The following is an 18,264-nucleotide window of genomic DNA, read 5'->3' on the forward strand; positions in this document are numbered from 1 at the left end:
CCCCATGTCCGCCATCGGCGGCTGACCCGCACAGCGGCCCCCGGGACCACCAGCCGCTTTCTCTTTCCTCCGCCACCCGATCGGGCATCCCGCCGCCGAGCCAGGACGCGTCACGGGTTCGCGCGTGGGTCACCGTGTCACGGGATCGTGCGGCCAGATGTGGGCGCGTCGCCCGGAGCGCGGGCCGTCCCGTCACGGGGAAGGAACCTGTCGTGACCGTGCGGGCGCGGATGTGGTGAGGTGGGTGAGGGCGCGACGGTTCGGAGCTGGGGTGAGGGTGTGGAGTTCGACGCGGTGATTCTGGCCGGGGGAACGGCGCGCAGGCTGGGCGGGGCGGACAAGCCCGGCCTGACCGTGGGCGGGCGGACCCTGGTCGAGCACGTGGTCGCGGCCGTCGCGGGCGCCGGGAAGGCGATCGTGGCAGGCCCGGAACGCCCGATCCCCGGTGTGGTGTTCGTCAGGGAGGATCCCCCGCGCGGCGGCCCCGTGCCCGCGCTCGCCGCCGGCCTGAGCGAGGTGAGAGCCCCGTGGGTGGTGCTGCTCGCCGGTGATCTGCCGTTCATGACGGCGGCCCATGTGAGCGCCATGCTGCGGGCCGCCGAGCGGGCGGGCGGGGTCGTGCTGGTGGACGACGGCGGGCGCGAGCAGTGGCTGGCCGGCGTGTGGCCGGCCGCCGAGCTGAAGGCGGCGCTCGCCGGCTATGGGGGACGCTCGCTCAAGGGCCTGCTCGGCCCGCTCGTCGCCGTGCGCCTGGCGCTGCGCGGGCGGCCCTGGTTCGACTGCGACACAATGGACGATCTGGAGGAGGCTCGTATGAACGTGCTCAACGAATGGACCGCGCTGGCCTGCAAGGAACTCGGGATCGACCCGGCCACCGTGGACCGCGACCTGATTCTCGACCTGACCAAGGAGGTCGCTCACGGCGTCGCCAGGCCGGCCGCGCCCCTGACCGCCTATCTGCTCGGGCTCGCCCAGGGCGCTGGCACCGCACCCGAGGACGCTGTGGCCAAACTGACCACAATGGCGAAAAACTGGTCGAAGGCGACCACTGAGACGTTGACGGACGACTGACACTCGAACGAACTGTTGACGTCAATCTCCTGCCCGGCCTGAAAGGTAGCTGTGAAATCTGTGGCAGGAGGGGTGTAAACGATTTCGGGAAAGCAGTCCTACCCGACTCGCCAGGCGGCGTCGCACTGATCAAAAACTTTCGGAAAGGGGCGACGCCGGGTGGTTACGGGGGCAAACCACCCGGCGTCGCTTCATCGGCGTTCCGACGGGGGCCCGGAACGCCGGCACCAGCACTCCGACGGGGGACCGGAGCGCTTGGCTAAAGCGTACACCTACAACCCATGGGATGCGTCAAGACTTAGTCACGACCCGATCTCGCGTCGATGCAGCGGTATCTCGGTTTGGTTAGCTTCCGGCGACTGAAAGGTAGGAGGCGGGGCAGCCTGGCCCCTCTCATTGGCCCCGATTACGGCTATGTATGGCAAAAAGATGGCCCCGGCGATGAACAGCAGCCGGTACGGCCACGGCACCGGCACCACGACCGCCAGGATCAGGCAGATCGTCCGGATGCCCATCTTGATGAGGTAGCTGATCTCACGTTTGCGGATGTCCGCGGTCAGCGACGGTCTGGCGTCGGTGACCGCGTGGACGTCCGGCTTCTTGCGCCACCCCTTCATACCTTCCACGGTAGACCTCGGATGAGCAGGGCGCGACGGCGCCCCCGGACGTGGACGCAGGTCATGCGATCATGGCCTTCGAGTAAGGAGGACGGGGAGATGACGGACCGTACGTACCGGGTCACCGAGATCGTCGGCACTTCGGGGGAGAGCGTCGACCAGGCGATCCGCAACGGCCTCAGGAGGGCCTCGCAGACGCTGCGCCACCTCGACTGGTTCGAGGTGACCGAGATCCGCGGCCACCTCGAGGCGGGCGAGGTGGCGCACTTCCAGGTCGGCATGAAGGTGGGCTTCCGCCTGGAAGACGCCTGAGCGCCGGACGCCACCCGCTAGATTGGCTCGCGTGAACGGTGAGTTCCGCATCCTGCTCGTGTGCACGGCGAACATCTGCCGTTCCGCGATGGCGGAGGTGATCGCCAGGGCGATGCTCGCCGGCACGGGCCTGCCCGCCGCCACGGGGAGCGCGGGGGTGCGCGCGCTGACCGGCTGTCCGATGGCGCCGCACGCGCTCGCCACGCTCGCCCGGCTGGGTCTCGACGGCCGGGCGCACCGGGCCAGGCCGCTCGCCCTCGACCTGGTCAGGTCCGCCGACCTGCTGCTGACGATGGAGGCCGGGCACGCAGCCGTCGCGGTGGGGCTCGACCCCGCCGCCGCGCGCAAGACGTTCACGCTGCCCGAGTTCGCCGCGCTCGCGACGGGCACGGGCCAGCGCCGCTACCGGTCCGACACCGCGGAGCGCGCGCGGGCGATCGTGGAGTCGGCCGCCGGGCGGCGCGGCCGGCAGCCGGGCCCCGACGTGCGCGATCCCTACGGAGGCCCGCCCGAGGGCTACGACACGTGCGCGAAGACGCTCGGCGAGTCGCTCAGCCACGCCCTGGGCGCCCTGCTGGGCCCGCGCTGAGCCACCCGCCCGCCGCGGCCCGCCCCGGACGGGCGGCCCGGACGGGCGGCCCGGACCGGCACGGGCGCCGACGGGCGCGTCCGTGTGGATCAGCTTGCCTGGCTCACCGTGGACATGTTGAAGTCGGGCACCCGCACCGGCGGCATGACCGTGCGCCGGAAGTAGTCGCCCCACTCCCTCGGCAGCGTGCGTTCGCTCGCGCCCACCTCCGCCAGCCGCCCCAGCAGGTCGACCGGGCTCTCGTTGAAGCGGAAGTTGTTCACCTCGCCCACGATCTCGCCGTGCTCGACGAGGTAGACGCCGTCTCTGGTGAGCCCGGTCAGCAGCAGCGTCTGCGGGTCGACCTCGCGGATGTACCACAGGCACGTGACCAGCAGCCCCCGCCCGGTGGAGGCGATCATCTCGTCCAGCGGCCTGCCGTCGCCGGGGCCCGACATGATGAGGTTGTCGATGCCCGGCGTCACCGGGAGCCCGCTCAGCTCCGCCGAGTAGCGGGTCTGCAGCAGCGCGTTCAGGCGGCCGTCGGTGATCCAGCCGGTCGGCCCCAGCGGCAGCCCGTTGTCGAAGACCGAGCTGTCCCTGTCGGAGGCGTGGGCCATCATGAACGGCGCGCACTCGATGCCCGCCGCCTCCGGGTCGCTCGACAGGGAGACGGGCAGCGTGGCCAGCTGCTCGCCCACCCGGGCGCCCCCGCCGGGCCTGGCGAACACCGAACGCCCGTCGAGCGCGTCGCGGGCGCCCGACGACCAGTACATGTAGATCATGAGATCCGCCACCGCGCTCGGCGGCAGCAGCGTATCGTAGCGGCCCGCGGGCAGGTCGACCCGCGTCTTGGCCCACTCCAGCCGCCGGGCCAGGGCGGACCCGAGCGTCGCCACGTCGACGTCGGTGAAGTCGGGCGTGGACACGCCGGTCCACGTCGAGCGCTTCATGTCGGCCGACTTGGCGTTGAGCTCCAGCCGCCCGCTCGGCTGGTCGTGCCGCAGCCGCAGGCCCGTGGACGAGCCGAGGAACGTCGTGTTCATCGAGTGTTCCGCGAACCCGTACAGTCTGCCTCCGCCCGCCTCCGCGGCGGCGAACGCGTCGCCGAGCGCGGGCGCCAGCTCCCCGAACACCCCGATGTCGGTCGGGCGTACCGGCTCGCCCCAGCCGGGTGACGAGGGGACGCCCGCCACGAGGTCGCGGGCGTCGTCGGCGGGCCGGGCGGCGCGCGCCGCCGCGTCGGCGGCGGCCACCACGTCGGCGAGCTGGTCCTCGCGTACGGCCGACCGCGACACCACCCCGACGCCCTGCCCCGCGATCGAGATCACGGTCAGCCGCGACGAGCGGGCGACGCCGTTCGTGGTCAGCGTGTTGCCCGCAAACCGCAGGTTGGCCGTGGATCCTTCGTCCACCAGCACCACGCAGCCGTCGTTGCGGGAGAGCTCCAGGGCCCTGTCCACCATGTCCTGAGGGGAGACGGGGCTCCCCACGGACCCGCGCCCGCCGGTCCGGTCGCCGCGCTCGTTCACTTGCCGCCCTCCTGCACCGTGTTGAGGATCCGTACGCCACGGAAGAGCGCCGACGGGCAGCCGTGGCTGACCGGCGCGACCTGCCCCGGCTGGCCCTTGCCGCAGTTGAACGCGCCGCCCAGCACATAGGTCTGCGGCCCGCCCACGGCCTCCATCGACTGCCAGAAGTCGGTCGTCGTCGCCTGGTAGGCGAAGTCCCTGACCTGCCCTGCCAGCTTCCCGTTCGAGATCCTGTACGCCCGCTGCCCCGTGAACTGGAAGTTGTAGCGCTGCATGTCGATCGACCAGCTCTTGTCGCCGACGATGTAGAGGCCCCGCTCGACGCCCGCGATGAGCTCGTCGGTCGAGGGCCCGCCGGGGGCCGGCACCAGCGACACGTTGGCCATGCGCTGGATCGGCATGTGGCCGGGCGAGTCGGCGAACGCGCAGCCGTTGGACCGCCCGAACCCCTTCATCCGCGCCATCCGCCGGTCGAGCTGGTAGCCGACCAGGATGCCGTCCCGCACGATGTCGAAGCTCTGCCCCTGCACGCCCTCGTCGTCGTAGCCGATCGTGGCCAGGCCGTGCGTGACCGTGCGGTCGCCGGTGACGTTCATCAGCGGTGAGCCGTAGACCAGCTCGCCCACCTGGTCGAACGTGGCGAAGCTGGTGCCGGCGTAGGCCGCCTCGTAGCCGAGCGCCCGGTCGAGCTCGGTGGCGTGGCCGATCGACTCGTGGATGGTCAGCCACAGGTTGGACGGGTCGATCACCAGGTCGTAATCTTCGGCCTCGACCGAGGGCGCGGCCAGCTTCTGGGCGAGCAGCTCGGGCAGCCGGTCCAGCTCACCCTGCCAGTCCCAGTGGGCGCCCGTCACATATTCGTAGCCCCTGCCCGCCGGCGGTGCGAGGGTCGACATGTCGTCGAACCCCTTCTCGGCGGCCTTCATCGCGTTGAGTCTGGGGTGGATCCGCACCCGCTGCTGCGTGGTGACCGTGCCCGCCGTGTCGGCGTAGAACTTCTGCTCCTTGACCTGCAGCAGCCGCGCCGAGACGTGGTCGGCCCCCTTGAGCAGCCCGGCCGACCAGTCGGCCAGCAGGCCCACCTTGTCGGCCGAGGCCACCTCGAACGGGTCGACGTCGTACGCCGAGACCCACGCCGTGTCGGCGTGCACCGGCTCCGGCGCCAGCTCGATGGGCTCCCTGTTGATGGGGGCACTCACCTCCGCCACCCGGACCGCCTGCTCGGCCACCACCGCGGCGGCCTCAGGGGTCAGGTGGATGCCGGCGGCGAACCCCCACGTGCCGCCCTTGACGACGCGTACGGCGTAGCCGAGGTCGTCGGCGTCCATGGCGCCTTCGAGCCGGGCGTCGTAGAGGCTCAGGGTCTCGGCCCTGACGCGTTCGAGCCGGAAGTCGGCGTGCTCGGCGCCGAGGTCGCGAGCGCGTTGCAGAGCGGCGTCCGCGAGCTGCCGCAACGGCAGCTGCAGGAAGTCGGAATCGATCTGGCGCATGTCCACGATCCTAACCCTGCGATCTTGTGTCTCCCGGACAAGCGCATACCGGCCGGTAGGAGATAGCGTCAGGTGTCATGGCACGCTCTGTACTCGTCACCGGGGGCAACCGCGGCATAGGCCTCGCGATCGCCCGTGAACTCTCCGCGGCGGGCGACGCCGTCGCGGTCACCTACCGATCGGGGGAGCCGCCCGAGGGCCTGTTCGGCGTGCGCTGCGACGTCACCAGCATGGCCGACGTCGAGGCCGCCTTCGACAAGGCGGAGGCCGAGCACGGCCCGGTCGAGGTCGTCGTCTCCAACGCGGGCATCACCAAGGACACCCTGCTGGCGATGATGAAGGAGGACGCCTTCACCGACGTCATCGACGCCAACCTCACCGGCGCCTACCGCGTCGCCAAGCGGGCCATCCGGCCCATGATGCGGCTCAAGCGCGGCAGGATCGTCCTCATCTCCTCGGTCATCGGCATGACCGGCCAGGCCGGGCAGGCCAACTACGCCGCCTCCAAGGCCGGCCTCATCGGCTTCGCCCGTTCCATGGCCCGCGAATACGGCTCGCGCAACATCACGGTCAACGTCGTCTCGCCCGGCTTCGTCGCCACCGACATGACGGCCGACCTCGACCAGGAGCAGATCGTGACGCGCATCCCGCTCGGGCGCCAGGCCGCTCCTGAGGAGATCGCGCGCGTCGTGCGCTTCGTCGCCAGCGACGACGCCTCCTACATCACCGGGGCCGTGATCCCCGTCGACGGCGGACTTGGAATGGGGCACTGACATGGGCATTCTCGAAGGCAAGCGCATCCTCGTGACGGGCGTGCTCACCGATGCCTCGATCGCGTTCAACGTGGCCAGGCTGGCCCAGGAGGAAGGCGCCACAGTGGTGCTCACCGGGTTCGGCCGGCTGAGCCTGGTCGAGCGCATCGCCAAGCGCCTGCCGTCGCCGGCCCCCGTGCTGGAGCTCGACGTCCAGGACACCGAGCACCTCGACACGCTCGCGGCCCGGGTGGGAGAGCACGTCGACGGTCTCGACGGCGTGATCCACTCGATCGCCTTCGCCCCGCAGAGCGCCATGGGCGGCAACTTCCTCAACACCTCGTGGGACGACGTCGCGACTGCTGTCCAGGTGTCGACGTACTCGTACAAGTCGCTGGCGGTCGCCTGCCTGCCGCTCATGAAGGAGGGCGGCTCCCTCGTCGGCCTCGACTTCGACGCCTCCAAGGCGTGGCCGGTCTACGACTGGATGGGCGTGGCCAAGGCGGGCCTGGAGTCCTGCAACCGCTACCTCGCCCGCGACCTGGGCAAGCACAACATCCGCGTCAACCTGGTGGCGGCCGGCCCGCTGCGTACGATGGCGGCCAGGTCGATCCCGGGCTTCAAGGAGTTCGAGGACAGCTGGCCGGAGAAGGCCCCGCTGGGCTGGGACCTGTCCGACACGGGTCCCGCGGCCAGGGCCTGCGTGGCCCTCATGTCCGACTGGTTCCCGGCGACCACGGGCGAGATCGTTCACGTGGACGGCGGCGTCCACGCCATCGGCGGCTAGCCACCGCCTCTCACGAGAGCGGCCAGGGCACCGCCCCGCACGAGAGTCGCCCTCGCCACGGCCGGACGCCGACCGAGCGGTGGTCAGGCCAGGCGGTGGCGGCCGTTGGCGGCGCGGGCCGGCTCGAAGGGGATCGACTCGGCGGGCTCGGTGCGGCTGCGGCGCTGCTGGACGATGCGGGCGGCGAGTACGGCCGATCCCAGCAGGGCGATGGTCAGCGCCGTGCCGAGCACGTCGGAGGCGGGCGGGCTGGGCCGTACGACCCGCTGCTGCTGCATCGGCACGGACAGCTCGTGCGCGAACGGGTTGGGCCACAGCAGGTCGACCCGCGGCTCCTCCGGGTCGGCTCGTTTCTTGTCGGCCAGCCGCCGGCGGGTGTCCATGAGCTGCGGCCGGCTCTCGGGCCTGTGCGTCTTGGACGTGCCCGGCACCACCGAGGAGTCCTTCTGGCCGGCGCGCGGCCGCGCCGGGCGCCTGGCGGGGGACGTGGGCTGCGGCGAAAGCGTGCTGTAGACCTCGCCGTCGGCGCAGGCCGGCCCCTGCGGGCACACGCCCTCGGAAGAGTCCCGCTCCTCCTCGCTCCTGGGCGAGGGCGACGGAGAGGGCTCGACCGTCCTGGTGTTCTTGGGCCTGCCGTTCGGTACGGCTCTGCCCACCCTGCCGAGCACCTCGTCGGTGGTCTTGTCGAGGCCGTCGGTCACCTTGCCGGTGGCCCCGCCCGTCAGCGTGTCGACCGTGCCGGTCACCGCGCCCACGACATCGCACAGCGTGTTGGTCACCCCTGAGAGGACGCCGCCGCCCCGCGTGCAGTCCTGCGTGGTGGCCGCCGCCGCGGCCGGTGCCGCCACCGGAACGGCCCCAAGCGCCACCGCGAGAACTCCCGCCGAGATCGCGGTCCTGCTCCCCATCCGTCCCCTCCTGCGTTGCCTCAGTGGGAAATCCTGATGGACATCACCGGTGGGACGCAGGCGTTTGGAGGGTAAAGTTGCGATTCGGTATCGACTAGTGATACACGAGAGAGTCTCTCGTTCCCGGTCAGTCGAGTGACGACACGTCATCGAGGGCCTCTCGGATCTCTATGGGCAGCACCACGTCTTCGGCGGGCAGGATGCCCTTGAGCTGCGCGTGCGTACGCGCTCCGACGATGGCCGAGGCGACGCCCGTCTGGTCGCGCACCCATGACAGCGCCACAGCCAGGGGCGAGACGCCCAGCCCGTCGGCGGCGGTCATGACCGATTCGACCACGCGCCGGCTGCGCTCGTCGAGGTAGGGACGGACGAAGTCGGCGAAGTGGGGGGTGGCGGCGCGAGAGTCGCCGGGGACACCGGTGCGGTATTTCCCCGTCAGCACCCCCCGCCCCAGCGGGGACCAGGCCAGCACGCCCACGCCGAGGCTGGTGGCGGCGGGCAGCAGCTCGCGCTCGGGCTGGCGGGCCAGCAGGGAGTATTCGGCCTGCGCGGAGGTGATCGGGACGCGGCCGGGGACCGTCTTCTGGGTGACCGCGGCGGCGGCCAGTTGCCAGCCGGCGTAGTCGCAGACGCCGGCGTAGACGGCGCGGCCGGAGGAGACGATCGCGTCGAGCGCGGCCAGCGTCTCCTCCAGCGGCACCTCCGCGTCGTAGGTGTGCAGCTGCCACAGGTCGACGTAGTCGAGCCCGAGCCGGTTGAGCGAGTCGTCGACGGCGGCGATCAGGTGGCGCCTGGAGGCGTCACGGGGGCGCCGGCCCGTGGGGGTGACCACGGCCTTCGTGGAGATCACCAGCTCGGAGCGCGGCACGGAGTCGCGCAGCATGCGCCCCAGCAGCCGTTCGGAGTCACCGCCGGTGTAGACGTCGGCCGTGTCGACGAGGTTGCCGCCCGCGTCGAGGAACGTGCGGAGCTGGGCGGCCGCCTCGTCCGTGTCGGTGTCGCGCCCCCAGGTCATCGTGCCGAGCCCCAGCCTGGACACCGACAGCCCGCTGTGGCCGACATAGCGCTGCTCCATGATCCCGCCAGATTACCAACAACGAACCCGCTCAGCAGGCTGCCGCTCCGCTGTTGTCAGAGGTCAGGGCCGTAGGGCGCCCCGCTGCGCGGAAACCTGGCCGGCCGGCCGTCTCCGCCGCCGTTCGTGGCGGGCGGGGAGGGGCGGCGCCGGGGCGTTCGGGCGGATGGATCGTTGTGATCGACGCCTGCGACACTGGCAGGGTGACCACGTTGCTTCTCGCCCGGCACGGGCTGACGGATCTCACGGGGCCGGTGCTGGCCGGCCGTACCCCTGGAGTGCATCTGAGCGAGGCGGGCAGGGCGCAGGCCGCGGCGCTCGCCGGGCGCATCGCGGGCGTCGAGCTCGACGCGATCGTCTCCAGCCCGCTCGAACGATGCCGTGAGACGGCCCAGGCGGTCGCCGGCGGGCGCGCGGCGGAGGTGGCGATCGACGAGCGGTTCATCGAGTGCGGCTACGGCGAGTGGACGGGGCGGCCGCTGAAGGAGCTCGCCGGCGAGCCGTTGTGGCAGGTGGTCCAGGCGCATCCGAGCGCGGTGACGTTCCCCGGCGGCGAGGCGCTGACGGCCATGCAGCATCGTGCGGTCGCCGCCGTCAGGGAGTGGAACGAACGGGTCGGGGAGAAGGGTGTCTACCTGGTCTGCAGCCACGGCGACGTGATCAAGGCGATCGTCGCGGACGCTCTGGGCCTCCACCTCGATCATTTTCAGCGGATAACTGCCGATCCTGCGGCGCTCACCGTCATTCGCTATGCGCCCCTGCGTCCCTTTGTTCTCAGGCTTAACGATATGGGGCAATTGAGGCTGCCCGAGGATTCGGAGGAGAAAGACGGGGGAGAAAACATCACCGGGAGCGATGCTGCCGTCGGCGGCGGACCCGGAACCACGTAAGGTCAGGCTATGCCGGTCTTCGACTACGACCCACCAGAGAGGTTCGTCGCCGGTGCCTTGGGGCAGCCGGGCGCACGGGTCTTTTTTCTGCAGGCCAGGGCCGAGGGCAGACTGACCACGGTGGCGCTGGAGAAGTTGCAGGTCGCGGCGCTGGCGGGCAGGCTCGACGAGCTGCTCGACGAGGTGTTGCGCCTCAGCGGCGGCACCGCCCACGTGCCCGCGCTGGCCCCCGCCGACCTGGCCGACGACGCCCCCCTCGACGTGCCGGTCGCGGAGGACTTCCGCGTGGGGACCATGGCGCTCGCCTGGGACTCCGAGAAATCGCAGGTGGTGATCGAGGCGCAGGAAGCCGTCGACGAGGACGACCTCGACGGGCCCGATCCGGCGGTGCTGCGCGTGCGCATCAGTGCCGGAGCAGCCCGTGCCTTCACCCAGCGGGCGCTCCAGATCGTGGCGGCGGGCCGCCCGCCGTGTCCCTTGTGCGGCCAGCCGCTCGACGCCGCCGGCCACGTGTGCGTTCGTCTCAACGGCTACCGCGGGGGTGAGGCGGCTTCATGACCGCTCCTGAGAGCGAACCGGCCGTCAAGTCGCCCCAGCCGCCCCTGCACGAGGAGGAGGCGCACACGCTGCTGCGCGACGGACGCCTGGAGGTGGCCGGCCGCCTGGTCGAGGCGACCAACATGACGCTCTACTGCTCGGTCAAGCTGGGCTCCCGCACGGCGGCCTGCGTCTACAAGCCCGTACGCGGTGAGCGCCCGCTGTGGGACTTCCCCGACGGCACCCTGGCCGCCCGTGAGGTGGCCGCCTACGAGGTGTCGCAGGCGACCGGCTGGCGCATCGTGCCGCCCACCGTCTACCGCGACGGTCCCTTCGGGCCCGGCATGTGCCAGCTCTGGATCGACACCGAGCGCGAGATCGACCTCATGCGGCTGGTCAAGAGCCGCAATCCGGTCGTGCGCCGGATGGCGGTGTTCGACGCCGTGGTCAACAACGCCGACCGCAAGGGCGGTCACCTGCTGCCGCTGCCCACCGGCCACGTCTACGGCGTCGACCACGGCGTCTGCTTCTCCGTCGAGGACAAACTGCGCACGGTGTTGTGGCAGTGGCGCGGCAAGCCGCTGGCCCGCGAGGCGGTGGCGGTGCTGGCCAAGCTGGAGCGCGACCTTGAGTCCGGCGCGCTGGGGCGCAGGCTGCGCGAGCTGCTCACCCCGGCGGAGGTCGAGGCGACCTGGCAGCGGGTCAGGCGGCTGCTCGACACCGGCGTGCACCCCTACCCGCCTGAGGGCTGGCCCGCCATTCCCTGGCCGCCGATCTGACCGACCCCCGGGCGGTACGCGCCTTGGGCCGTTTATTACCCTTTGCCCCATGTGCACGCTGATCGTGAGAACCGGGCGGCCGCTGACGCTCATGGGTGTGAGAGACGAGTTCGCCGACCGCCCATGGGAGGGCCCCGGAGAGCACTGGCCCGAATACCCGGGCGTGATCGGCGGGCGCGACCTCAAGGCCGGCGGCACCTGGATGGCTGTCAATCCGGCGGCCCGCCGCGCCGCCGCTCTGCTGAACGGCCGCGGCCGGGCCGCACAGGAGACCACGAGGACCTCCCGGGGGGACCTCGCGCTGCGGGCCGCGTACGGCGGGGACTTCCCCGACGCCGACCTGACCCGCTACGACCCCTTCCACCTGGTGCTGGCGGACCTGGCGCGGGTGCGGCTGTTCAGCTGGGACGGCGAGCGGCGTACCGAGACCGAGCTGCCCGAGGGCACCGGCATGGTGGTCAACACGGGCCTGGACCCGGGCAGCGAGCGGGTGCGGGAGCACCTGCCCAGATTCGCGGACACGACCGGCTGGCGCGAGCTGGCCATGGCGGAGCCGTCCTCCGACCCGGCCGCGCTCATCGTCCGGCACGAGCTGCCCGACGGCCGCGTCTTCGCCTCCCTGTCGGTGATGGAGGTCGCGATCGCGCCCGAAGGCGTGACGTACGAGTTCACCGACCTGACCGCAGATCGGGACGGATAGGCTCGAAGACATGCGATCGTGGTCTGCCCCGAACATCCCCAAGATCCCTGGTGAGAGCATCCCGCTGCGTCTCCACGACACCTCCGCGAAGCAGGTCAGGCAGACCGATCCGGGGCCGACCGCCAGGATGTACGTCTGCGGCATCACCCCCTACGACGCCACCCACCTCGGCCACGCCAACACCTATCTCGCCTTCGACCTCGTGGGCCGGTTGTGGCGCGACGCGGGCCACGAGGTGCACTACACGCAGAACGCTACCGACGTGGACGATCCGCTGCTGGAGCGCGCCACCCAGACCGGCGTCCCCTGGCGCGACCTGGCCGAGCGCGAGATCGAGTTGTTCCGCGGCGACATGGAGGCGCTGCGGATCGTGCCACCCCGCGAATATGTCGGCGTGACAGAGGTCGTCGACCAGGTGGCCGGCCTGATCTCAAGGCTCGCCGCCAAGGGCGTCACCTACGTCCTCGACGGCGACGTCTACTTCAGCGTGGCCGACGCACCCAAGTTCGGGCAGGTCTCCGGCTACGACGAGCAGGACATGCTGACCTTGTTCGCCGAGCGCGGCGGCGACCCCGACCGGCCGGGCAAACGGAGCCCGCTCGACTGGCTGCTGTGGCGCGCCGAGCGGCCCGGCGAACCCGCATGGGACTCGCCGCTGGGCAGGGGGCGGCCCGGCTGGCACATCGAGTGCACGGCGATCGCCCTCGACAACCTGGGCGCCGGCTACGACGTGGCCGGCGGCGGCTCCGACCTGATCTTCCCGCACCACGAGTGCGGGGCCTCCGAGGGCCACGCGGCCACGGGGGAGTGGCCGTTCGCCAAGTTCTACACCCACGCCGGCATGGTGGCGTTCGACGGCGAGAAGATGTCGAAGTCGAAGGGCAACCTGGTGTTCGTCTCCAGGCTGCGCGATCGGCACGACCCGATGGCGGTCCGGCTCGTGCTGCTGGCACACCACTACCGCGCCGACTGGGAGTACGTGCCCGAGCTGATGGCCGAGGCCGAGCGCCGGCTGAAGCTGTGGCGCTCGGCCACGGCGCTGCCGTCGGGGCCGCGCGCGGGGGAGTTGCTGGCCACGGTGCGCGAGTGCCTGGCCGCCGACCTCGACGCGCCGGGCGCGCTGGCCGCCGTCGACGCCTGGGCCACCGAGGCGCTGGCCGGCGACGGCCCGGACACCGGTGCGCCGGGCCTGGTCAAGGACCTGGTGGACGCCCTGCTCGGCGTCGAGCTCTGACAGAGCCGGCCGGCGCCCGCCTCCCCTGGAGGCGGGCGGGCGCCGTTCCACCTCCCGAGGAGCGGCGGCTGCGCTTCGGCCGCTAGGTGAGGCAGCCCCTGGCCTGGGTGACCTGGGCCGACATGTTGCGCTCCATCATGCGCAGCGCCGCAAGCCCGAGGTCATGGTGGATCGCCGCCACGCAGTCGTGCGGCACCATGATCGAATAGTGCCGGATGTACGCGTCCAGCGCGCTGTACAGGATGCACTGCTCGGTCACCTGGCCCGTCAGGAGCACCGTGTCCGTTCCCCGCTGCCCGAGCAGATATTCCAGCGGCGTGCCGAAGAACGCGCTGTGGCGCACCTTCGGCAGGAACGAGCAGTCCTCCGGGGGCACGAGGGGCTCCACCAGATCCGGCCGGCGGCCGTCCAGCGCCCGCCTCACCAGGTCGTCCCTGGTCGCGGTGAAGTCTCCGTGGTTGTCGTTGACGTAGATCAGGTCCACGTCGTCGCGCTCCCGTGCCCGGCCGATGAGCTCGGCCAGCGGGGGCACGACCGGTTCGACGGCACGCTCCAGCTGCTCGGCGTCGGCGTGCTCATACGGGTTGAGCATGTCGACGACGACCATCGCGGTCCTCGCCATGATCAGACCTGGAGCTGTTCGAGTTGCTCCATCGAAGCCAGCTCGGCGGTGAACCACGCGATCGTGCGCCGCAGCCCCTCGGCCGCCGGCACCTGTGCCTGCCAGCCCAGCCGCTCGGCCGCCAGCGACGTGTCGGGCCGCCTGACCTTCGGATCGTCGGCGGGACGGTCGATGAAGACGATCTCCGACGACGACCCGGTCAGCTCCTTGATCATCGTGGCCAGCTCCAGCATGGTCAGCTCGTCCGGGTTGCCGATGTTGACCGGGCCGGCGAAGTCGCTGCGGGCCATCGCGAGGATGCCGGACACGGTGTCGTCGACGTAGCAGACGGAGCGCGTCTGCGAGCCGTCCCCGGTGATCGTGAGCGGCTCGCCCTTCAGGGCCTGCCTGATGAACGTCGGGATCGCCCGGCCGTCGAACGGGCGCATGCGCGGCCCGTAGGTGTTGAAGATGCGCACGATCCCCGTGTCGGTGCCGCGCGAGTGGCGGTAGGCGGTGGTCAGCGACTCGGCGAAGCGCTTGGCCTCGTCGTAGACGCTGCGCGGGCCGACCGGGTTCACGTTGCCCCAGTACGTCTCGCGCTGCGGATGTTCCAGCGGGTCGCCGTACACCTCGCTGGTGGAGGCCAGGACGAACCTGGCGCTCTTCTCCCTGGCCAGCCCGAGCGCGTGCAGGGTGCCGGCGCTGCCCACCCGCAGGGTCTCGATCGGGTAGCGCAGGTAGTCGGCCGGCGAGGCGGCGGAGGCGAAGTGCAGCACGAGGTCCAGCCGGTCGGGTACGTGCACGTACCCGGTCAGGTCGCACTCGATCAGCCGGAACTCCGGCCGGTCCATCAGATGCTCGACGTTGCGCGGCCCGCCGGTCAGGAAGCTGTCCATGCAGACCACCTCCGCACCCTCGTCCAGCAGCCGTTCGCACAGGTAGGAGCCGAGGAAGCCGGCGCCCCCGGTGACCAGAGCCCTCATGACGTGACCTCCAAGGCAGCGTCGACGACTTCGGAAACTTCGATCTTCAGCAGGCCGGGATCCGGCCGTTCGCCGTGCGGATCCCCGTTCCGCCCGGCCCACAACGCGATGTGACGCCAGCCGGGCGGCGGCCCCCACAGGGCGGGGGAGACCGGCCCGAACAGCACCACCGACGGGACGCAGAACGCCGTCGCCAGGTGCGCGACCCCGGTGTCGCCACAGACCACCAGCCGGGACCTGCTCACCAGGTCGACCAGGTCGGTCATGGTGGTCCGCCCGGCCAGCACCCGCCCGGACGGCAGCCCCGCCAGCTCGGCGACCCTCCTCGCCAGCGGCGTCTCCTCGGCGTTCCCCGTGACGACCACGTCGTCCAGCGCGGCGGCGACCTCCGCGAAACGTTCGGGAGGCCAGCGCCGGGCGGGATAGGCGGCGCCCGGGTGCACGATCGCGGGCCCCGTACGGTCGGAGACGCCGAGCGTCAGGTCGGTGGGGTCGGCCTCGATGCCGTGCCACTCCAGCAGCCCGCACCAGCGCCGCACCTCGTGCACACCCTCCGGGTACGGCGGGCCGGCGCCGAAGCTGATCAGCCGGCCGGGATCGGTGTCCCGCAGCGCCTCGATGCTCTGCGGACCCTTGCCGTGCAGGTTCACCGCGATGTCGGGGCGCTCGAACGGCACGTCCCCCATGGGGATCGGCCCAGGTCCCGACACGTCCACCTGGTCGTCCACCGCCCCCGTCAGCGGCGGCAGGGCGTCCAGCGCCCGCGGCGCCGCCAGCGTGATCCGGTGCCGGGGAAACGCCTGCCGCAACGCCCGCAGCGCGGGCACGGCCGTGAGCAGGTCGCCCAGGCCGAGCCCGCGGAGCACCAGGAGGTCTAGGGCCATGACGTCTCCGTGGAAGGGCAGACGACGAGCTCTCTCACCTCGCATCCGGCCGGCTGCCGCAGCGCGAACACGATGGACTGGGCGACGTGGGCCGGATCGTTCAGTCCGGCCTCCGGGCCCGGCTTGTACTGCTCGGGACGGCCGTCGAAGAAGCCCGTGCGCATGCCGCCGGGGATCAGCAGGGTCACCCCCACCTCGCCGCGCAGCTCGGTCGCCAGCGCCCTGGTGAAGCCGACCACGCCGAACTTCGACGCCGAGTACGCCGAGGCGTCGCTCAGCGGCCGCAGGCCCAGCGTCGACGCGCAGGTGACGACCGTGCCGCGGGTGTGCTTGAGGTACGGCAGCGCCGCCCGTACGACGGAGGCCGTGCCGAGGAGGTTCACCCGGATCACCCGCTCCCAGTCGTCGGCGGGCACGTCCTCCATGCGCCCGCACGCGTCGATGCCGGCGGCGGTCACCACGCCGTCCAGGCCGCCCGCCCGCTCGGCCAGCTCGCGTACGGCACGTTCGGCCTCCCCGCGGTCGGCCAGGTCGGCCGTACTGTGTTCGAATCGCTGGTCGGGTGCCCGGACGTCGACGACCAGCGCCCGCCAGCCCTCCTTCTCCACGGCCTCGGCGGTGGCCAGCCCAAGCCCGGAGGCTCCCCCGGTGATGAGAATGTTCACTGGATCTCCTTGATCAGATTGGTGGTCGAACGTCCCGGCAGGGTGCTCAGCACGACGGTCTCCGCGCCGAGCCTGCCGAGGACCTCGGATTCGGGCAGGACCTCCCCCTCGTAGTCGCCGCCCTTGACCCACACGTCGGGCCGCAGCCGCTCGATGGCGGCCGCCGGGGTGTCCTCGTCGAACACCAGCACGGCGTCCACGCAGCTGAGCGCCCTGAGCACCTCGACCCGGTCGCGCGCGTCCACGACGGGCCTGGGCGGGCCCTTCAGCCGGCGTACCGAGTCGTCGGAGTTGACGCAGACGACGAGCGCGTCGCCGAGGGCCCTGGCCCGCCGCAGCAGGCTCACGTGGCCCGCGTGCAGCAGGTCGAAGCAGCCGCCCGTGGCGATCAGCCGGCCGCCCTGCGCGCGGGTCAGCTCGGCCACCTCCAGCGCCGTGCGAGGCCGGTCGCCGAGCCGCTGCTCCCGCACCTTGACGGTGGCCGCGCCGCCGCGCTCGACGAAGCGCGAGGCCTCGCCGACGCCGATCGTCACCGCGTCCTGCACGTCGGTGCCGTCACGCAGCGCGAGCGCGGCGGCGGCGGCGAACCGGTCGCCCGCCCCGCACGCGTCCTGCCCGGCGGCTCGCACCGGCGGCGGCACCGTCGTCAGCGGGCCGCCCTCGACGGCCAGCGCGGCGCCCCGCTCGCCCGTCGTGACGGCCACCGCCCTGGCCTGCATGGCGCGGACCAGGCGGCGCGCCGCCTGGTCGGGCCCGTGATAGCCGTCGGGGCACAGCAGCCGCGCCTCGGCCTCGCTCGGCGTCACCAGCGCGCAGCCGGGCATGGGACGTTCGCCGCGGGGATGCGGGTCCCACACCACCGGCACGGAGACGTCGTGCAGCAGCCCGCGGGCCATCCTCGCCACACCCCTGCCATAGTCGGACACCAGCACCGCGCCCGCCCGCAGGATCGCCTGCGCCGCCTCCTCGCTGGGGGCGTACCTGGCGGCGCCGTCGCCGGTGTCCAGCCTGACCAGCGTCTGTCCCTTCGACCTGATCCTGGTCTTGCGGACGGTGCCGCCGCGCAGCGGCAGGCGTACCAGGTCGAGCTCCTCGGACAGCAGCCCGCACAGGCGGTGGCCGTCGGGGTCGTCGCCCATCGCGGTGATCAGCACGACGTCGGCGCCGTCGCGGGCGGCCAGCAGCGCCGCCAGGCCCGCCCCGCCGGGGCGGGCCTGCTCGGCGGCCACGTCCACCACGGGGACCGGCGCGTCAGGGCAGAGCCGCTCCGCGTCACCCTCGACGTCCACGTCCAGCAGCGAGTCGCCGATGACGACGAGCGGCCCCCTCACAGCGCCTCCTCCACCGCGTCGCACAACAGGTGGATCAGGGCGAGATGCACCTCCTGTACGGTGGCCGTCTCCTCCGCGGGCACGGCGGCCGCCTCGTCGCACAGGATGGCCAGCGGGTTCGGCGCGGGGCCCGTCATGGCCCAGGCGACGATCCCGCACTCCTGCGCCGCCTCGGCCGCGGCCAGCACGTTGGGACTGCGGCCGCTGGTGGACAGGCAGATCAGCACGTCGCCCGCGCGGCCGTGCGCCAGCACCTGGCGGGCGTAGACCTCCTCGTGCCCGAAGTCGTTCGCGATCGCCGTCACCGCCGAGCCGTCGGCGTGCAGCGGGATCGCCGCGTACGGCCGCCGGTCGTGCCGGAACCTTCCTACCAGCTCGGCCGTCAAATGCTGGGCCTCGGCCGCCGAGCCGCCGTTGCCGCAGGCCAGCAGCCTGCCCCCCGCGGACAGCACGCCGGCCAGCTTCCCACCCCAGGCCCGGACGGTGACCGCGTGGTCATCGACCTTCTCCAGCGTGTTCCACAACTTCTCCAGATGAGCATCCAT

The 18,264-nt window shown here is 71.9% G+C and carries 21 protein-coding genes; 10 read left to right on the forward strand and 11 right to left on the reverse strand.

What is annotated here, in order from left to right:
- Positions 1-279 precede the first annotated feature (279 nt).
- Complete coding sequence (locus E1267_RS25230; protein WP_220449667.1) at positions 280-1,071, forward strand: NTP transferase domain-containing protein; 792 nt, start codon at positions 280-282, stop codon at positions 1,069-1,071.
- A 302-nt stretch (positions 1,072-1,373) separates the two neighbouring features.
- Here E1267_RS25230 and E1267_RS25235 read toward each other — a convergent pair whose 3' ends face one another.
- The gene (locus E1267_RS25235; RefSeq protein ID WP_132335610.1) at positions 1,374-1,688 is read right to left on the reverse strand and encodes a DUF3099 domain-containing protein; all 315 of its coding nucleotides are present in this window, start codon (positions 1,686-1,688) and stop codon (positions 1,374-1,376) included.
- 99 nt (positions 1,689-1,787) lie between these two features.
- Between E1267_RS25235 and E1267_RS25240 the strand changes: the two genes are divergently transcribed.
- Both E1267_RS25240 and E1267_RS25245 read left to right on the forward strand, forming a co-directional pair.
- Complete coding sequence (locus E1267_RS25240) at positions 1,788-2,000, forward strand: dodecin (RefSeq protein ID WP_132335612.1); 213 nt, start codon at positions 1,788-1,790, stop codon at positions 1,998-2,000.
- Between the two features lie 31 nt (positions 2,001-2,031).
- Positions 2,032-2,589 carry an arsenate reductase/protein-tyrosine-phosphatase family protein gene (locus E1267_RS25245; protein ID WP_132335614.1) on the forward strand — a complete coding sequence of 186 codons (558 nt, stop codon included), beginning with the start codon at positions 2,032-2,034 and terminating at the stop codon, positions 2,587-2,589.
- 89 nt (positions 2,590-2,678) lie between these two features.
- Here the strand turns inward: E1267_RS25245 and E1267_RS25250 are convergent, their stop codons facing one another.
- Together E1267_RS25250 and E1267_RS25255 are read right to left on the reverse strand one after the other, a co-directional pair.
- The gene (locus tag E1267_RS25250) at positions 2,679-4,034 is read right to left on the reverse strand and encodes a metallopeptidase TldD-related protein (protein WP_132335662.1); all 1,356 of its coding nucleotides are present in this window, start codon (positions 4,032-4,034) and stop codon (positions 2,679-2,681) included.
- Between the two features lie 62 nt (positions 4,035-4,096).
- A complete protein-coding gene (locus tag E1267_RS25255; protein ID WP_132335616.1) occupies positions 4,097-5,590 on the reverse strand; it encodes a TldD/PmbA family protein in 1,494 nt (497 codons plus the stop codon).
- Between the two features lie 77 nt (positions 5,591-5,667).
- Between E1267_RS25255 and fabG the strand changes: the two genes are divergently transcribed.
- Positions 5,668-6,363 (forward strand): 3-oxoacyl-ACP reductase FabG, encoded by a 696-nt coding sequence (gene fabG, locus E1267_RS25260; RefSeq protein WP_132335618.1) that lies wholly within the window; start codon positions 5,668-5,670, stop codon positions 6,361-6,363.
- Between the two features lies 1 nt (position 6,364).
- Positions 6,365-7,129 carry an enoyl-ACP reductase FabI gene (fabI, locus tag E1267_RS25265; RefSeq protein ID WP_132335620.1) on the forward strand — a complete coding sequence of 255 codons (765 nt, stop codon included), beginning with the start codon at positions 6,365-6,367 and terminating at the stop codon, positions 7,127-7,129.
- 83 nt (positions 7,130-7,212) lie between these two features.
- Here the strand turns inward: fabI and E1267_RS25270 are convergent, their stop codons facing one another.
- Complete coding sequence (locus E1267_RS25270; protein WP_132335622.1) at positions 7,213-8,037, reverse strand: hypothetical protein; 825 nt, start codon at positions 8,035-8,037, stop codon at positions 7,213-7,215.
- Between the two features lie 127 nt (positions 8,038-8,164).
- Entirely contained in the window at positions 8,165-9,112 is a 948-nt protein-coding gene (locus tag E1267_RS25275) for an aldo/keto reductase (protein ID WP_132335624.1), read from the reverse strand.
- 203 nt (positions 9,113-9,315) lie between these two features.
- Between E1267_RS25275 and E1267_RS25280 the strand changes: the two genes are divergently transcribed.
- From E1267_RS25280 to mshC, 5 genes are read left to right on the forward strand one after another with little or no spacing between them, the layout of a single operon-like run.
- A complete protein-coding gene (locus E1267_RS25280) occupies positions 9,316-10,002 on the forward strand; it encodes an MSMEG_4193 family putative phosphomutase (RefSeq protein ID WP_132335663.1) in 687 nt (228 codons plus the stop codon).
- Positions 10,003-10,011: 9 nt separating this feature from the next.
- Positions 10,012-10,560: a DUF3090 domain-containing protein gene (locus E1267_RS25285; RefSeq protein WP_132335626.1), complete on the forward strand. Its 549-nt coding sequence runs from the start codon at positions 10,012-10,014 to the stop codon at positions 10,558-10,560.
- Positions 10,557-11,318 carry an SCO1664 family protein gene (locus E1267_RS25290; protein WP_132335628.1) on the forward strand — a complete coding sequence of 254 codons (762 nt, stop codon included), beginning with the start codon at positions 10,557-10,559 and terminating at the stop codon, positions 11,316-11,318. Before E1267_RS25285 ends, E1267_RS25290 begins: the two co-directional genes overlap by 4 nt.
- 49 nt (positions 11,319-11,367) lie before the next feature.
- Complete coding sequence (locus tag E1267_RS25295; RefSeq protein WP_132335630.1) at positions 11,368-12,018, forward strand: NRDE family protein; 651 nt, start codon at positions 11,368-11,370, stop codon at positions 12,016-12,018.
- Between the two features lie 10 nt (positions 12,019-12,028).
- On the forward strand, positions 12,029-13,252 hold the full coding sequence (gene mshC, locus E1267_RS25300; RefSeq protein WP_132335632.1) for a cysteine--1-D-myo-inosityl 2-amino-2-deoxy-alpha-D-glucopyranoside ligase: 1,224 nt from the start codon (positions 12,029-12,031) through the stop codon (positions 13,250-13,252).
- A gap of 82 nt (positions 13,253-13,334) precedes the next feature.
- On the opposite strand, the gene E1267_RS25305 is transcribed toward mshC, so the two are convergent.
- The 6 genes from E1267_RS25305 to E1267_RS25330 are packed head-to-tail and all read right to left on the reverse strand — an operon-like array spanning position 13,335 to position 18,264.
- On the reverse strand, positions 13,335-13,874 hold the full coding sequence (locus tag E1267_RS25305) for a cysteine hydrolase family protein (RefSeq protein ID WP_132335634.1): 540 nt from the start codon (positions 13,872-13,874) through the stop codon (positions 13,335-13,337).
- A gap of 2 nt (positions 13,875-13,876) precedes the next feature.
- On the reverse strand, positions 13,877-14,839 hold the full coding sequence (locus tag E1267_RS25310) for a UDP-glucuronic acid decarboxylase family protein (RefSeq protein WP_132335636.1): 963 nt from the start codon (positions 14,837-14,839) through the stop codon (positions 13,877-13,879).
- A complete protein-coding gene (locus E1267_RS25315; protein WP_132335638.1) occupies positions 14,836-15,723 on the reverse strand; it encodes a glycosyltransferase family 9 protein in 888 nt (295 codons plus the stop codon). Before E1267_RS25315 ends, E1267_RS25310 begins: the two co-directional genes overlap by 4 nt.
- Positions 15,714-16,388 carry an SDR family oxidoreductase gene (locus E1267_RS25320; RefSeq protein ID WP_132335640.1) on the reverse strand — a complete coding sequence of 225 codons (675 nt, stop codon included), beginning with the start codon at positions 16,386-16,388 and terminating at the stop codon, positions 15,714-15,716. The genes E1267_RS25315 and E1267_RS25320 overlap by 10 nt, the downstream gene beginning before the upstream one ends.
- Positions 16,385-17,719: a PfkB family carbohydrate kinase gene (locus E1267_RS25325; RefSeq protein ID WP_132335642.1), complete on the reverse strand. Its 1,335-nt coding sequence runs from the start codon at positions 17,717-17,719 to the stop codon at positions 16,385-16,387. Before E1267_RS25325 ends, E1267_RS25320 begins: the two co-directional genes overlap by 4 nt.
- The gene (locus E1267_RS25330) at positions 17,716-18,264 is read right to left on the reverse strand and encodes a D-sedoheptulose-7-phosphate isomerase (protein WP_132335644.1); all 549 of its coding nucleotides are present in this window, start codon (positions 18,262-18,264) and stop codon (positions 17,716-17,718) included. The genes E1267_RS25325 and E1267_RS25330 overlap by 4 nt, the downstream gene beginning before the upstream one ends.

Source organism: Nonomuraea longispora (genome assembly GCF_004348345.1).
Classification (GTDB): domain Bacteria; phylum Actinomycetota; class Actinomycetes; order Streptosporangiales; family Streptosporangiaceae; genus Nonomuraea; species Nonomuraea longispora.